Here is a 15,327-nt window from a genome sequence, read left to right on the forward strand (position 1 = left end):
CCGAGACGAGGAGCGCTCAATGCCCGTCCCCTTCGACGCGACGCGGCTCACCCGCCGCGGCTTCATGGCCGCTGGCATCACCAGCGGCTTGGCGCTGGCAGCATGCAGCCAATCCAAGTCCCAGGGCTCGAGCGCGTCCGCCCAAATGGCCGCCGCCATCACCGAGGCCGAGAAGATCCGGCCGCACAGCGGGCGCACCGTCACCGCCAGCCTGACGCCCCAGCAGGCGGAGATCGACCTGGGTGGACCCGTCGTCAGCACGATGGCCTTCGGCAACACCATCCCGGGACCGCTGATCCGCGCCAAGATCGGCGACGAGCTCGTCGTCACCGTCTCAAACCAGCTGGCCTCCCCGACGTCGGTGCATTGGCACGGCATCGCGCTTCGCAACGACATGGACGGCGCCGCGCCCGCCAGCGCCAACATTCCGGCCGGCCAGGACTTCACCTACCGGTTCTCCGTCCCCAATTCGGGCACCTACTGGGGCCATCCGCACGTTGGGCTGAACGCCGACAAGGGGCTCTATCTGCCGGTCATCGTCGACGATCCGAGCGAGGGCAATTACGACGCCGAATGGATTGTCGTCCTTGATGATTGGACCGACGGCGTCGGCAAGACTCCCCAGCAGCTCTACAACGAACTAACGAGCCCCGACAAGCCCAGCAGACCCGGCATGCCCACGACATCGACGACCTTGACGTCCCCGAGCACCTCTACGCGCTCGACGACGCCGACATCCGGCATGCCGGAGATGCCTGGCATGTCCGACAACGGCGGCACAAAGAGCGATCTACTCGGCGGCGACGCCGGAGACATCGGCTACCCCTACTACCTGATCAACGGCCGAATTCCCGCGGCGCCCACCACGTTCAATGCGAAGCCGGGCCAGCGCATCAGGATCCGTTTCATCAATACCGGCTCGGACACCGCGTTCCGCGTCGCGCTGGCCGGCCATTCGATGACGGTGACGCACACCGATGGATTTCCGGTCGTACCCACCCGGGTCGATGCCCTGCTCATCGGCATGGCCGAACGCTACGACGTCATCGTGACCGCCGCCGACGGCGTCTTCCCGCTGGTCGCGCTGGCGGAGGGGAAGAACGCCCTGGCGCGCGCGCTGCTGTCCACCGGGACGGGCAGCCCACCCGACGCGGGGTTTCAGCCGGCCGAACTCAACCAGCGGGTCGGAACCATCGACATGTTCACGGCCACAACGCCTGTCAACCTGGGTCGGCCGCAGCCCGACCTCAATCTTCCGGTCGTGTTGGGCGGCAACATGATGCAGTACAACTGGATGATCAACGGCAGACCGTACAGCCAGACGGATCCGCTGCACGTCCGCGAGGGCGAACGGCCCACGATCACGTTCGACAACCCCACGATGATGTATCACCCGATCCACCTGCACGGCCACACCTACCAGCTGATCAAGGCCGACGGCAGCCCCGGCCCGCGCAAGGACACCGTCATCGTGCTGCCCAAGCAGAAGGTGCTCGCCGTGCTCGTCGCCGACAACCCCGGCGTGTGGCAGTTGCACTGCCACAACACCTATCACCAGGAAGCCGGCATGCAGACCCGGCTCGAGTACACCTTCTAGACGGTTGCGAGGAAGTCGAGCAGCAACTCGTTGACCGCGGCGGGCCGTTCGATTTGTGGGCAGTGACCGGCCTTGGCCACCACCACCGAGCGGGCACCGTCGATCTGCTTCGCGATCTGGGCTGCCCAGCCGGACGGGAGGAGTTTGTCGTCCCCGCCTTCGATGACCAGCGTCGGCACGTTGATGCGCTCGTAGGCGCGCGCGGTCGACGGGGTCGAGGATGGCGCGGCGTCGGGGCGGCGAAATCGGGCCGCCGCCACCGCCTCCCAGGCGCCGGGCGCGGTGCTCGACTCGTAACGGCGCCGCACGTAGTCCTCGTCCGCCGGGTAGCCGGGGTCGTAGAACAGGGCCTCGACGACGCGGCGCATCGCCGGCAGCGTCGCGTCGTATTGCTGCAGTGCATCGAAATGCCGGTTCTGCTGGATCTCGCCTCCCCCGCAGATGATCACCAGGCTGCGTGCGGGCAGCAGCGGCGCGTCCGAGGTGGCGTCGGTGAGCAGGTTGATGGCGCCCATCGAGTTGCCGACGAAATGCGCGGAGCCGACTCCAAGCTCCTCGCAGAATCGCGCCACGTGCCGAATCCGCATCCGGCGCCCTTCGACGAAGTCGATGACCTTCGCCGACTGCCCGAACCCGAGCTGATCCGGTGCCAGGACCCGGTACCGCGCGGCCAGGGCGGCGATGTTGCGTTCCCAACCGAGCTCGGCGCTGGCGCCGAATTCGCCGCCGTGCAGCAGCACCACCGGGTCGCCCTCGCCCGCCTCCAGATAGCTGGTGAGCAGGCCGTCGACCAGCAGGGTCTTGCGGTGAATCTCCAATCGCCCGCCTTCCCTACTTGATCGCGATCGGATTCACCGGGGAGCCCACGGCGCCAACGACTCTCAGGGGCGGGGCGACGAGCTGGAACTCGTACACGCCGTCGGCCGCGCAGTCGTCCGCCAACGCGGTGAGGTCCCAGTACTCGCCGAACATCATCCCCATGTCACGCAGGCAAAGCAGATGCAGGGGGAAGGTAATCCCCTCGACACCGGAGACCAGGTCCTCGACCTGGAGGTTGTCGGCCGCGACCGCCGCGATCTCGTGGTCGTGCAGCCACGAAGCGCACCGCCAGTCCAATCCCGAGTAGCCCTCCAGCTTGTTGCCGGTCTCCAGAAACCTTGCCCACCAACCGGTCCGGATCAGCACGATGTCGCCCCGGCCGACCGTCACCCCCTGCGCGCGGACCACGTCGTCCAGATCCTCGGGAGTGATCGGGTTTCCCGCCTCGAGGAAGACATCCGCGCCGCGATGGCGGACCAGGTCCAGCAGCACGCCGCGTGAGGTGATGCCCTTGCCGTCGACCTTGTCGATGCCACAGTGGAAGGCCCCCATGCTGGTCACCGAATCCGCCGGAAAGCCGTTGTAGAGCTGACTGTCGTAGTAGACGTGCGACAGCGCATCCCATTGGCTGGCGGCCTGCAACGGCATGATGATCATGTCGTCGTTGAAGCGGAACGGATTGTCGGCCGTCATGTAGGCGCTCAGTTGCTTGGCCAGCGGGTTGCGTGCCCAGTCGGGCCCGTATTTGGTGAGCGTGTGGACGTCGCCGCCGTCCACCGTCATGACGTGCACGGGATTGTGCCGAAATTCGAAGGCGCCCTGCGGTCCCGAGGCGCCGAAGTCCACGCCGAGCGGAAAGACCTTGCCGTGCCGAACCAGGCTCGCGGCGTGCGCGACCTTGTCGGCGGTGATGAAGTTCAGCGTGCCCAACTCGTCGTCGGCCCCCCACCGCCCCCAGTTGGAGACGTCGCGAGCGACCCGCCGGAAGTCGGTTACGTTGGCCACGGCGCTCCTTCCTGTACCTCCGAGAGTTCACGCGCAATCGCCGCGCCCACGTTTCCGCCGTCGACCCACACCACCTGGCCGGTGATGTAGCTGGCCGCTCGGCTGTTGAGAAACAGTAAAACCGAGGCCTGTTCGGCCGGCTCCGAAACGCGGCCCAACGGCTTGGGAATGTCGTCGAGGAAGCCCTGCCCGTACGCGGTGCGCAGCTGGTCGAGGATCGGGGTTTCGGTGACGCCGGGGCCGGTGCAATTGATGCGGATGCCCCGCGCGCCAAGGGGTGCGGCTTGTCGCATGGTGTAAAGGATGATCGCCTCTTTGGACAATTGGTAGCCGCCGCCGGCCAAGGCATCGGGGTGCGCACGGCACCAGTCGATACCTTCGGTCATCGTCGCGGTGTTCAGCAGCGGCGCCACCGACCCCAGGTGGTCGCGGTACGCCGCCGCAGCCAGTGACGAGACGCTGACGATCGACGACCCCGCGGGCATCTTGTCGATCAGCGCCTCGGTGAGCTGCCGCAGTCCAAGGAAGTTGATGGTGACGACGAGCGGGGGGTCGCCGATCCCGGACGAGACGCCGGCCACGTTGAACAGCGCGTCGACCGGCCCCTCGACAGAGGCCACCGCCCGATCGATCGAGGCCGGATCGGCGAGGTCCACCTCGTGAAACCCGTTGAGCTCGAACGCCGGGCGGCGCTTGTCCAGCCCGACGACGTCGGCCCCGAGTTCGGTGAGCTGGCGCACCACCTGCTCGCCGATGCCCGATGCGCACCCGGTCACCACGGCACGCCGACCGTCGTAGCGCCACAGCTCGTCGATCTGTCCCACGGCTCAATCCGCTTTCGGCGTCACTTGCCGTTCTCTTGTTCCTTCGCGCGCTGCGCCGCCTGGACCCGGCCCTCGTTGATCTCCGCCATGGCCTCGGGGATCTCGCTGGCGGTGAACTTGTCACGGCCGGTGGGCAGGCCGCCGAAGGCGTAGGTTTCGTCGAACAGCGGTGCGGTGGACTTCGGCCGGCGCGCCTCCACCTTCTCGATGACGGGCTCGAGCCGCTTGGCCTTGTCGGCCACCGCCTTGGCGTCGCGCTCGATGAACTCCGGCAGCACCTCCTTGCCCATCAGCTCAATGGATTCCATGGTGCCCTCGTGGCTGCGCGGGTTGAGCAGCAGGATGATCTCGTCGACGCCGCTCTCCTCGTAGCCGCGCAGGAATTCGCGCACGGTGTCCGGTGACCCGATCGCGCCCCGCCCCGGGCCGTAGGCCAGCGTCGGGTCCTTCTCGACCTCTTCGAGGTAGCGCTTCCACACCCCGGTCCGGCCGGGGACGTGCATCCCGGTCAGGTAGTAGTGCATGATGCCGAACGAAAAGAATCCGCCGCCCTGCCCCAGGCGTTGCAGCGCCTCCTCTTCGGTCTTGGCGACCATCATCGACAGGTCCCCGCCGATGGCCAGGATGTTCGGGTTGATCCGCGGCGTGACGGGCACGCCGTTCTCCTCGAATTCCTTGTAGTAGCCGTTGACCCGTTCCGTCAGCGGACCGGGACCCGTGTAAGCGAAACTCAGTGCCCCGATGCATTTTTGGGCGGCCATCAGCACGCTGGCCGGCCGCGTGCAGGCGACCCAGACCGGGGGATGCGGCTTTTGCAGCGGCTTGGGAATGACGTTGCGGGGCGGCATCTGGATTTGGTCGCCCTTGAAACCCGTGAACGGCTCCTCGATCATGCATCGGATCGAGACTTCGAGCGCCTCTTCCCACTGGGCGCGCTTGTCGGCGGGGTCGACGTCGAATCCCCCGAGTTCGCCGACGGAGGACCCTTCCCCCGTGCCGAACTCGACGCGCCCGTTGGAGAGCAGGTCGATGGTGGCGATGCGTTCGGCCACTCGCGCGGGGTGATTGACCGCGGGCAGCAGGTGCATGATCCCGAACCCCAGCCGGATGTTCTTGGTCCGCTGACTGGCCGCCGCCAGGAAGATCTCCGGCGCGGTGGAATGGCAGTACTCCTCGAGGAAGTGATGCTCGGTCAGCCAGACCGTCGAGAACCCGGCCTTGTCGGCGGCCTCCACCTCGTCCAGGCAGTCCTGCAACAGGACGTGTTCGTCGTCCGGCGCCCACGGACGCGGCAGGGCGAACTCGTAGAACAGCGAAATTTTCATTGATTACCTCCCATATGAGTTAAGGGCTCTGTCTGTCAGGCTGGGCCGCAAGGTGTTTGGCGGCCACGTAGCCGAACGTCATGGCCGGGCCGATGGTCGCCCCGGCCCCGGCATAGCTGCGGCCCATGACCGGGGCCGACGTGTTGCCCACCGCGTAGAGCCCCCGCACCACGGTGCCGTCGGGCCGCAGCACGCGGGCGTGTTCGTCGACGCGCAGGCCACCCGATGTGCCCAGGTCGCCCAGCACAATCCGGAATGCGTAGTACGGCGGCTTGCCCAGCGGATACAGGTTCGGGTTGGGCAGGGTCGGATCGCCGTAGTAGTTGTCGTAGACGCTGTCGCCGCGGTTGAAATCGTCGTCGTGCCCCTTGCGCGCGAGTTCGTTGAAGCGGCTTGCAGTTTCGGAAAGTTGACGTGCCGGTACTCCTATCTTGGCGGCCATTTCGTCCCACGTCATGGCCGCTTTGACGACGCCCGATTCCAGCCAGGCGGCGGGAACCTTGCGGCCGGTGGGCACCGGCGCGCCGGGGATCTTCGGGATCGGGAGATGACCGCCGATGACATACCGGTTCCACGACCGGTGATCGGTGATGAGCCAGCACGGGATGTGGGTCACCCCGGACTTCTGGCCGTCGATCATGGCGTGGCCGAAGTCCATGTAGGGCGCCGCCTCGTTGATGAAGCGTTTTCCGTCGCCGTTGACGATGAACTGCGCGGGCATCATCCGCTCGTTGAGCATGAATTGCATCCGCCCGTCCGGCCACTGGATCGCCGGGAACCACCACGCCTCGTCCAGCAGTTCGGTTGCGGCGCCCACCTTCTCGCCCGCGCGGATGCCGTCGCCCATGGCGGCGGGGTTGCCGAAGCTCCAATCCTGCTCGATGACCGGCAATTGCTCTTTGCGCCAGGCGAGGTCGTGGTCGAAGCCGCCCGAGGCCAGGATGACACCGCGCCGCGCACCGACCCGCTGGGCGGCGCCGTTGCGCTCCACCACGACCCCGGTCACCGCGCCGCCGGCGTCGGTGAGCAGTTCGACCATCGGCGAGTCCAACCACAGCGGGACACCGCGTTCCCGCATGGCCAGCCTGAGCCGGGCGGCCAACGACTGGCCGATCGCCGCCATCCGCTCACCGAACACTCTGGCCCGGACCATCCGCGCGATCAGCTTCAGCAGCACGCCCTTGCCGGCCCAGGACTGCCTGATCCGGTAGAAGGTCCGAAGCTCCTTGGGGCCCAGCCAGATTCCCTTGGGTGCGAGCGCCAACGGCGCCAGCAGCTTCTGCTCGTCGGGGCCCAGCTTGCGCAGGTCGATGGGGGGTACATTGATCGTGCTGCCGAGCTCGGAGCCGCCGGGCAGCTCCGGGTAGTAATCGGCATACCCCGGCTTCCAGACGAACTCGCACCAGCCCGAGAGGTTCTCGAGGAACTCGAGCATCCGCGGCGCGGAATCGACGTACTGACGTATCCGTGCGTCGTCGACCAGACCTTCGGTGATCCGCCGCAAGTACTCGGCCACCCCTTCGGGCGACGGCGCATAGCCCTCCCTGCGCTGCGCCGGTGCGCCGGGAACCCAGATGCCCCCACCCGAAAGGGCGGTGGAGCCACCGAAGTGGGAGGACTTCTCCACCACCAGGGTTTCCAGTCCCGACGCGTGCGCGGTCAGCGCCGCCGTCATCCCGCCGCCGCCGGAGCCGACGACGAGGACGTCGACGATGTGGTCGTAAACGCCGGAGGTGTCCGAGAACGATGACGTCATTGCGGCACTGCCGTCCGGATGGCGAAACCGGCGATCAGCTCGGGAGCCGGTTTGTAGTACTGCAGCGTCGTCCGGTATGGCCCGGCGGCTTGCAGGGCCGCAAACGCCGCCACCCATGTTCTGATCTCCTGGGCGGAGCTGCCGCCCTCGTGGGCGATAAACGAGTTGGACCAGTGATCGAGCTCGGAAAGCCTTCCGCTGTCGATGATCTCGAGGAATCGGTGGTCCCACGCCGGGTTGAGCGGTTGCAGCGCACTGTCGCCGGCCGCGAAGGTTTTGGCCGCGTCGATCACGGCGAGCTGCCGGGCTTGCCGCTGCTCCGGCGTCATCGGCCGGCCATGCACGATCCGCTCCAGCACCGGGGCTGGCGCGGTCGCAAGCGTCGGCACCGGGGGGCTGTGGGAAAGTCCTCCCGATCCCAACAGCAGGACCCGCTTGTCCAGGGTGGCCAGGTAGTCGCCCAGCGCCGTGCCCAGCGCCCGGCACCGGTGCAACGGCCCCAGCGGTGCGGCGACGGCGTTGAGGAAGATCGGTATCACCGGCCGCGCGGTGGCGTCGCCGAAAAGCTTTTCCAGCGGCTGGACGGTGCCATGATCGACGTCCATGCTGGCCGACACCGCCACGTCGACCCCGGCACCCAGAACCGCGTTGGCGCATTCGTTGGCCAGGTCTTCCGGGACGTCCAGCGGCCCGGCGTAGGTGCCGTAATCCCCCACGCCGTTGGCGCTGGTGCCGATGCAGAACGGCGGCATCACCTTGTAGAAGAACCCGTTGTAGTGGTCCGGGGAGAACGTCACGACGAGATCGGGCCGGTAGTCCCGCACGAATTCTCGCGCTCGGGCGATCGCGCCTTCGATGTCGTCAAGCAGGTCCCGCGACGGCCCCGGAAGATTCAGCAGCGGGCTGTGCGACATACAGCACAGAGCCAGTGTCACTTGGCAAATCACCCCCTCCCGCCTTCAGTGCGAGCGCGTCGAACAGGCGGTCGCTCAGCTCCGGCGCGCGCTGGGCGATGCACGCACCGGCGATGCACCGGTCGGGCCGCAGGAACAGCACCGATTCCTGATGGGTGTCGAACCACGCCTTCAGCCCGCCGTTGCGGTCGCCGACGATCACGACGTCGGGGTCGTCGTGCCCGGTCCAGTGCAGCTGGGTCAGCGGGCGCAACGCAAAGAACCTCGCGCCCAGGCCTTTCCAGCTCTCAAACGCCGTGTCCCCAAGGATTTTGCGCGGGTTGTTGTTCCAGCACACGACGGCCAGCCAGTTGCCCAGCACGTCGTCCAGCAGCACATCCTGCTCGGTACGGGTGTCGACGCGGGGCTGGATGAACAGCGTGCCGACCGGAGAGTCGGCCCGTCCGGGCTCGGTGTGCACGACGGCCCCCTGGTCGTAGCGCGGCATCGGCTTGAACCGCATTTCCAGCACATACCGCTTGAGCGAAGGCACAATTGACGCCGAGCGCACCAGGACATCGCGCAGACCGGCCACCCGGCGGTTGGTCGGGGAGATGGCGCGGCCGACCATGGTGGACAGGTCGATCATCGCCCGCGCATGCTTGCGGCGCTCGATGTCGTACGTATCCAGCAATGCGTCGTCGGCCAGGCCGCGCACCACGGCGGCGAGCTTCCAGCCCAGATTGAACGCATCGCGGATCCCGCTGTTATAGCCCTGCCCCTGCCACACCGGCATCAGGTGCGCGGCGTCGCCGGCCAACAGCAGCCGGCCCGAACGGAACGCGCCGGCGATCCGCGAGTGATGGGTGTAGACGCGGCGCCGGATCACGTCGACCCGGTCGGGGTGCGGGACCATCCGCGACAGCATCTGGCGCAGAAACGCCGGATCCTCGGCCTGCTCGTCGGACTCGTCGCCGTGAATCATGAACTCGAAGCGGCGAATTCCGTGCGCGATCGAGATGGACGCGTAGGGCCGTTCGGGGTCGGCCCCCACTTCGCTGTTCGGGTGGCCGAGCGGATCGTTGGCGACGTCGACCACCAGCCAGCGCGTCGAGGACGTCGTCCCGTCGAACGACACGCCCATCGTCCGCCGGGTCATGCTGCGGCCACCGTCGCACCCGACGACGTAGCGGGCCCGCACGGTGGATGCGCCGCCGTCGCCGCCGAGCTCGACGGTCACCGCGTCGCCGTCCTGTTGGCAGGCCGTCATGGGCCGTTCCCACCGCACCTCGACGTGAGGGAACCTGTCCAGACCGCGCAGCAATTCGGCGTCGACCAGCGGTTGCACGAACCCGTTGCGTTTGGGCCAGCCGAAACGCGCGTCGGGAGGCGCCATTTCGGCGAGCACGCGACGCTTGGCGTCGACGAAGCGAAGGATCTGGTTCGGGACGGTGTGCGGCAGGATGCGGTCGACCAGGCCGATCGACTGGAAGGTGCGCAGCCCCTCGTCGTCCAGCCCGACCCCGCGGGGATAGTCGATGAGCGTGTCCCGTTCGTCGACCACCAGGGTGCGAACGCCTTGCAGGCCAAGGATATTGGCCAGCGTCAGGCCCACCGGGCCGGCACCGACGACGAGAACCTCGACGTCGACCCCCGGCTCCACCGCGACCATCACCGGCCCAGCAGGAAGTCGAGATGGAGGCGGTTGAAGGTCTTGGCGTCCTCGTATTGCGGCCAGTGGCCGCAGCCGGGCATCAGCTCGAAGCGCGCGTGGGGAATCATCGACGCGATCCGGCGGCCCTCGGTCACGTCGGCGGTCGGGTCATCACTGGTCCACAACACCAGAGTCGGCGCGCTGATCGAGCCGTACTCGTCCGGGGAGATGATGTTGCGGGCCCGGATCTCGGGATCCTGCAGGGCCATGATGTCGCGCATGGCGTCGACGAATCCCGGTTGGCGGTAAACCCGTTGGCGGCTGGCGACCAGGTCGTCGTAGTCCTTGGACTTGTCGGCCATCAACCATTTGATCCGTGCTTGGACCGTCTCCCAGGTCGGATTCTCGGCGGCGGCCATGGACAGCGTGATGATCCGCTTCATCACCTCCGGGTCGGCCTGGGAGCCGCCGGCCGTGTTGAGGACCAGGCGGTCGACCACGTCGGGATGGTCGATGGCGACTCGCGCCGCCACCCAGCCCCCGAGCGATTCACCGCTCACGCTGGCGCGATCGACCCCGATGGCGCGCAGCACCTCCAGCAGGTGGTCGACGTAGTGGCCGACCTCTAGCGGGTGACCCGGTTTGTCGGTATAGCCGTGGCCCAGCATGTCGATGGACCACGTCCAGAAATGCTCTGCGTGCGCGGCCAGGTTCCGAACGTATGCCTCCGCGTGGCCACCGGACCCGTGCAGGAACACCAGCACCGGCTTGCCCGAATCGCCGGCGCGCAGGTAGCGGGTGCGCACTCCCCCGGCATGGAGGTAGCCCTGCGAAAACGCGACACCCTGGAGATCGCTCCATATGCTCTCGAATTCCGCCACGGTTCCTCTCACGCCTACTGGTAGTGGGAAATTTTGTTCTCGTCTTTGGCCTACGATGTGTGCTAATATCGCACACTGATGTGCGCTATGTATAGAGCTTCGCTCCCCCGTGCGGGTCTGTCAAGGTCATGACGGGCTCCCAGACCCTGGCCAGGGGGCTCACGGCGCTGCAGATGGTGGCCGACTCCCCCAATGGGCTGACCATGCAGCAACTGGCCGACCAGCTCGGGGTGCACCGCACCATCGCCTACCGACTTCTTTCCACGCTCACCGACTTTCGGTTGGTGGCCAAGGGAGAAGACGGGCGCTACCGGCCGGCGGCCGGCCTGGCGGTGCTCGGCGCGTCGTTCGACCGCAACGTGCGACAGGTCAGCCTGCCGATCCTGCGCGCGCTGGCCGACGATCTGAGCACCACCGTGTCGCTGCTCATCGCCGAGGGCGATCAGCAGGTAGCGATCGCGGTGATCGTGCCCAGTCACGTCGCCTACCAACTGTCCTTCCACGAGGGCAGTCGATATCCGCTGGACCGCGGCGCCGCGGGAATCGCCTTGCTCGCGAACATGCCACCGCGCCCGGGCGAGCGAGAGCTGGTGACGAAAACTCGCGAGTGCGGCTGGGTGATCACCTACGGCGAGATCGAACCGAACACCTACGGTTTGGCCGTCCCGGTCAACCGCCCGGCGCCGTCCCCGCCGACCTGCATCAACCTCATTTCGCACCGGGAGGACGTCGTGATGCGCGGCAAAGACGCGGTCATCACCGCGGCGAAGCAGTTGTCGGAGCTGTTGAGCTAGCCATCGAGCTGAAGGGATAACCATCCATGTCCTGGGACCGTGAAGTCGATGTCGTCGTGCTCGGCAGCGGCGGCGCCGGCCTCACCGCGGCGCTGACGGCAGCGGTGGCCGGCGCGACGGTGGAGGTCTTCGAGAAGGCGACCACCGTCGGCGGCACCACCGCGGTGTCCGGCGGCGTGGTGTGGATCCCCGCACATAACCGTTCTCCCGAAGGAGAATTGACGGTCGCGGACGCATTGCGATACCTGCGCGCGCAGGCTCTCGGCGCGATGGATGACGGTTTGGTCGAAACGTTCGTGCGGACCGGCCCTGCGATGCTCGACTTCGTCGAGGCCAACAGCAACCTGCGCTTCGAGATCGCCACCGGCTTCCCCGACTACCGGCCCGAGTTGCCCGGGGGGCGGCCGGGCGGCGGCCGATCGCACATCCCGGCGCCATTCAACCTGAATCGATTGGGCGAGTGGGCAACCCGGATCACGGCGTTTCCGATCGATTTCTCCAATGTGGGTTTCGACGCCGAGACGCTGGCGCGCTTGCACGCGTCGCGCCTGGATGCTGCGGTGGACGAACAACCCGGCAACCTGTGCGTCGCCGGTGCCGCGCTGATCGCCGGCCTGCTCGACGGCGTGCTGGAGGCCGGCGCGACGGTTCACGTCGACGCCCGCGCCGAGCAGCTGATCGCCGAAGGCGGGGAGGTCATCGGGGTCCAGATCGCGTTGCCGGGACAGACCATTCGGGTGCGCGCGCGCCGCGGGGTCATCCTGGGAACCGGCGGCTTCGAGTGGGATCCCGTTCTCACCCAGGCATTTCTGCGCGGTCCCATGCACGGCGCCGTTTCCCCGCCGAACAACACCGGTGACGGGCTCCGGATGGCGATGTCGCAGGGGGCGGATCTGGCAAACATGGGCGAGGCCTGGTGGGTGCCGATCGTGCAAATTCCGGGGGACACCATCGACGGAAAGCCACGAAGCCGCAGCGTCCGGCTGGAACGCACTCGACCGCGGAGCATCATCGTCAACTCCGCCGGGCGTCGGTTCGTCAACGAGGCATCCGACTACAACTCGATGGCCGGCGCCTTCCAGTACCTCGACCCCCGCGGGGGCTATGTCAACGATCGCGGATGGATGGTGTTCGACTCGGTCCACCTGCAACGGTATGGCTTCCTGGGAGTCGAACCGGGGCAAGCGGTTCCGGACTGGTTCTGCGAATCGGCCGATCTCGCCGAGCTGGCCGCGAAGACCGGCATCGACGCCGACGGCCTTGCCCACACCATCGAGAACTGGAACCGGAACGTGGCCGCCGGCGCCGATCCCGACTTCGGGCGCGGCTCCAGCGCGTACGACGGCTATTGGGGCGACGACAGCGCCACCACCCTCGCCGGCAAGACCCTCGGACCGATCGACACCGCGCCGTACTACGCCGTGCCGGTGTCCATCGGCGCCATGGGGACCAAGGGCGGCCCGCGCACCGACGCCGACGCCCGCGTCCTGCACGTCGGCGGCGACCCGATACCGGGCCTGTTCGCCGCGGGCAACGCGATGGCCGGCGTGACCGGACGGGCCTATGGCGGGGCGGGTGGAACAATCGGCCCCGCAATGGTTTTCGGTTATCGCGCCGGTCATGCCGCCGCGACCGGGAAATCCGTCGATCTCCAGTAGCAGGATTGCTAGCCGAATGCGCTGGTGATGGTCGCCATGTCGAAGTAGTCGCGCCACGCGACGATGCGGTCGTCCTGCACCTCGAACACGCCCATCACCGGCAACGGGAAGGTCGCGCCATCCTTGCGGCGCATCACGTCGGTGCGTTCGTTCATCACCAGGGTGCCGTCGCTGACCTGCCGATGAACGTTGAAGTCGATGCCGTCGAAGGCGGCGAGGAACCCCGCGATGAAATCCTTGATCGCCTGGCGACCCCGCACCGGATCCATCGGGATGTTGTGGTACACCGCGTCTTCGGTGAAATAGCCCGCCAGCTCGTCCGGATCGGGGGATGCCCAGCGTTTGCAGAATTCGGTTACCAGCTCATCGGCGGAACGTGTCATGTTTTCATGCAACACACCCAGATGCGGCATGGCAAGGGGCGTGGTGGTTAATCCCCTGGTTCCGTCGGGGAAGAAAGCAGCTTTTGGGCCGCCGTGTACGGATCGTCGTGGCCGTCGACCACCGCCTCGGCGAGCCGGTCGAGACCCGGCTGGGTCCGCAGTCGAGTTTGCGCCATCGACAGGATCTGCGCTCGGGCCCGCGCCAACCGGCGCTCCCGGCTGTCGGTGCGGTGGTGGTCCTCGATGGCGGCCACCAGCTCGGCGACACCCTCGCCCCGGGCGGCGATGAGGCTGACGATCGGGGCTTTGGTCTCGGCGCGCAGGTCCCGCACGGTCTGCTCCGCGCCCTCCCGGTCGGCCTTGTTGACCGCGACGATGTCGGCGACTTCGAGCACGCCCGCCTTGGCCGCCTGCACGGCGTCACCCGCACCGGGATTGAGGATGACGACGGTCGGGTCGGCGACGGCGGCGATTTCGATCTCCGACTGGCCCACTCCCACCGTCTCCAGCAGCACCACGTCATACCCGATGGCGCCCAGCAGCCGGATGGCCGCAGGAACCGCCGCGGCCAGCCCCCCGATGTGACCGCGGGTCGCCACCGAACGGATTAGGACGTCGGAGTCGTTGATATGCGCGGTCATTCGGATCCGGTCGCCTAGCAGCGCCCCGCCGCTGAACGGCGACGAGGGGTCCACGGCCAGCACCGCCACCCGGCTCCCGCGTTCGCGGTAGGCGCCGACCAGGGCGCCGACCGTCGTCGACTTGCCCGCGCCCGGCGGCCCGGTGATGCCGATGACGCGGACCTTCAGCGCGGTTGCCGGCCCGATGCTCGCCAGCACCTCGTCCCGCCGATCGCCTTCGACGAGGCTGAGCAGCCGACCCGCCGCGCGCGGAGATCCGTTGCGCGCACCCGCGATCAGGTCGGCGATCGTCATGTGCGCATTATGGCGCAGCGACCTCGATGACCGTCGCGGAACCCATTCCGCCGCCCGCGCACATGGCCGCAACCCCGATTCCGCCGCCGCGGCGGCGCAATTCGTGCACCAGCGTGACCAGCATCCGGGCCCCGGTGGCCGCAACGGGGTGGCCTAGTGAGCAGCCGCTGCCGCTGACGTTGACCTTGTCGGGGTCCAGGTCGAGCAGCTTGATGGTGGCCACGCACATTGCCGCGAAGGCCTCGTTGATTTCGAACAGGTCCACGTCCGAGATCGAAAGGCTCGCGCGGGCAAGCGCTTTCGGTATCGCTTCGACGGGAGCCAATCCGGTGATGGCCGGATCCACGCCGACGGACGCCCAGGACCGCACGGTGGCCAGCGCCGGCAGGCCGAGGGTGTCGCTCGCGATGGTCAGCGCGGCCGCACCGTCGTTGGCGCCGCAGGCGTTGCCGGCCGTGATCGAGAAGCCCTCGATCTCCGGATGCAGCGGCTTGAGCGCGGCGAGCTTCTCCAGGGTGGTGTCGCGGCGCGGGTGCTCGTCGACCGAGAACAGCCCGTGGGGCGTCTCGATCGGGACGACCTCTTCCTTGAAGCGGCCCTCGTCGATCGCGGCGATGGCGTTACGGTGCGACCGCAGCGCCCACGCGTCCATCTCCTCGCGAGTCACGCCCGCCTTGACCGCGGCGTTCCAACCGACGGTGATCGACATGTCCATGTTCGGTGCGTCGGGCCGGGATGGATCAGCTCGTCATCGCCGGCGGCGTGAACTCGGCATCCACCTCCCCACGGTCGCGAATTCAGGT

12 protein-coding genes and 2 pseudogenes are annotated in these 15,327 nt (G+C 67.6%); 3 read left to right on the plus strand and 11 right to left on the minus strand.

The genetic code is table 11. From position 1 onward, the window contains the following. Positions 1-19 precede the first annotated feature (19 nt). Complete coding sequence (locus tag A9X00_RS11840) at positions 20-1,597, plus strand: multicopper oxidase family protein (protein WP_067153096.1); 1,578 nt, start codon at positions 20-22, stop codon at positions 1,595-1,597. Here the strand turns inward: A9X00_RS11840 and A9X00_RS11845 are convergent. From A9X00_RS11845 to A9X00_RS11880, 8 genes and pseudogenes are all read right to left on the minus strand, one after another. Next, the gene (locus tag A9X00_RS11845) at positions 1,594-2,415 is read right to left on the minus strand and encodes an alpha/beta fold hydrolase (RefSeq protein WP_067153097.1); all 822 of its coding nucleotides are present in this window, start codon (positions 2,413-2,415) and stop codon (positions 1,594-1,596) included. The two genes, A9X00_RS11840 and A9X00_RS11845, sit on opposite strands and share 4 nt — an antisense overlap. A gap of 13 nt (positions 2,416-2,428) precedes the next feature. After that, positions 2,429-3,421 (minus strand): cyclase family protein, encoded by a 993-nt coding sequence (locus tag A9X00_RS11850; RefSeq protein WP_067153099.1) that lies wholly within the window; start codon positions 3,419-3,421, stop codon positions 2,429-2,431. Further along, positions 3,409-4,245, minus strand: a complete 837-nt coding sequence (locus A9X00_RS11855) for a coniferyl-alcohol dehydrogenase (protein WP_067153101.1) — start codon at positions 4,243-4,245, stop codon at positions 3,409-3,411. Before A9X00_RS11855 ends, A9X00_RS11850 begins: the two co-directional genes overlap by 13 nt. A 20-nt stretch (positions 4,246-4,265) precedes the next feature. Beyond that, entirely contained in the window at positions 4,266-5,570 is a 1,305-nt protein-coding gene (locus tag A9X00_RS11860; protein ID WP_067153103.1) for an LLM class flavin-dependent oxidoreductase, read from the minus strand. A gap of 3 nt (positions 5,571-5,573) precedes the next feature. Beyond that, positions 5,574-7,326: pseudogene (locus A9X00_RS11865) on the minus strand (FAD-binding protein). Beyond that, on the minus strand, positions 7,323-8,240 hold the full coding sequence (locus tag A9X00_RS11870) for a 3-carboxyethylcatechol 2,3-dioxygenase (RefSeq protein ID WP_067153106.1): 918 nt from the start codon (positions 8,238-8,240) through the stop codon (positions 7,323-7,325). The pseudogene A9X00_RS11865 and the gene A9X00_RS11870 overlap by 4 nt, the downstream one beginning before the upstream one ends. Next, positions 8,188-9,891, minus strand: a complete 1,704-nt coding sequence (locus A9X00_RS11875) for a bifunctional 3-(3-hydroxy-phenyl)propionate/3-hydroxycinnamic acid hydroxylase (RefSeq protein WP_067153108.1) — start codon at positions 9,889-9,891, stop codon at positions 8,188-8,190. Before A9X00_RS11875 ends, A9X00_RS11870 begins: the two co-directional genes overlap by 53 nt. Continuing rightward, entirely contained in the window at positions 9,891-10,754 is an 864-nt protein-coding gene (locus A9X00_RS11880) for an alpha/beta fold hydrolase (RefSeq protein ID WP_067153110.1), read from the minus strand. Before A9X00_RS11880 ends, A9X00_RS11875 begins: the two co-directional genes overlap by 1 nt. Before the next feature lie 128 nt (positions 10,755-10,882). On the opposite strand from A9X00_RS11880, the gene A9X00_RS11885 reads away from it, so the two are divergent. Continuing rightward, the gene (locus A9X00_RS11885; protein WP_067153112.1) at positions 10,883-11,548 is read left to right on the plus strand and encodes an IclR family transcriptional regulator; all 666 of its coding nucleotides are present in this window, start codon (positions 10,883-10,885) and stop codon (positions 11,546-11,548) included. A gap of 26 nt (positions 11,549-11,574) precedes the next feature. Continuing rightward, complete coding sequence (locus tag A9X00_RS11890) at positions 11,575-13,206, plus strand: FAD-dependent oxidoreductase (protein ID WP_067153114.1); 1,632 nt, start codon at positions 11,575-11,577, stop codon at positions 13,204-13,206. Between the two features lie 8 nt (positions 13,207-13,214). On the opposite strand, the gene A9X00_RS11895 is transcribed toward A9X00_RS11890, so the two are convergent. The 3 genes and pseudogenes from A9X00_RS11895 to A9X00_RS11905 all read right to left on the minus strand — a co-directional run. Next, complete coding sequence (locus tag A9X00_RS11895) at positions 13,215-13,589, minus strand: limonene-1,2-epoxide hydrolase family protein (RefSeq protein ID WP_067153135.1); 375 nt, start codon at positions 13,587-13,589, stop codon at positions 13,215-13,217. A gap of 47 nt (positions 13,590-13,636) precedes the next feature. After that, positions 13,637-14,524 (minus strand): methylmalonyl Co-A mutase-associated GTPase MeaB, encoded by an 888-nt coding sequence (gene meaB, locus A9X00_RS11900; RefSeq protein WP_067153115.1) that lies wholly within the window; start codon positions 14,522-14,524, stop codon positions 13,637-13,639. Between the two features lie 7 nt (positions 14,525-14,531). Beyond that, positions 14,532-15,263 (minus strand): annotated as a pseudogene (locus A9X00_RS11905) (thiolase family protein); the annotation flags it as partial. Positions 15,264-15,327 lie beyond the last annotated feature (64 nt).

The organism is Mycobacterium sp. 1245805.9 (genome assembly GCF_001672915.1).
In the GTDB taxonomy this organism is placed as follows: Bacteria; Actinomycetota; Actinomycetes; order Mycobacteriales; family Mycobacteriaceae; genus Mycobacterium.

Bases quoted from the DNA above. Each gene is read 5' to 3' on its own strand.
- meaB (WP_067153115.1), bottom strand. From the start codon at position 14,524: ATGACGATCGCCGACCTGATCGCGGGTGCGCGCAACGGATCTCCGCGC.
- A9X00_RS11860 (WP_067153103.1), bottom strand. From the start codon at position 5,570: ATGAAAATTTCGCTGTTCTACGAGTTCGCCCTGCCGCGTCCGTGGGCG.
- A9X00_RS11885 (WP_067153112.1), top strand. From the start codon at position 10,883: ATGACGGGCTCCCAGACCCTGGCCAGGGGGCTCACGGCGCTGCAGATG.
- A9X00_RS11870 (WP_067153106.1), bottom strand. From the start codon at position 8,240: ATGTCGCACAGCCCGCTGCTGAATCTTCCGGGGCCGTCGCGGGACCTG.
- A9X00_RS11895 (WP_067153135.1), bottom strand. From the start codon at position 13,589: ATGACACGTTCCGCCGATGAGCTGGTAACCGAATTCTGCAAACGCTGG.
- A9X00_RS11840 (WP_067153096.1), top strand. From the start codon at position 20: ATGCCCGTCCCCTTCGACGCGACGCGGCTCACCCGCCGCGGCTTCATG.
- A9X00_RS11875 (WP_067153108.1), bottom strand. From the start codon at position 9,891: ATGGTCGCGGTGGAGCCGGGGGTCGACGTCGAGGTTCTCGTCGTCGGT.
- A9X00_RS11890 (WP_067153114.1), top strand. From the start codon at position 11,575: ATGTCCTGGGACCGTGAAGTCGATGTCGTCGTGCTCGGCAGCGGCGGC.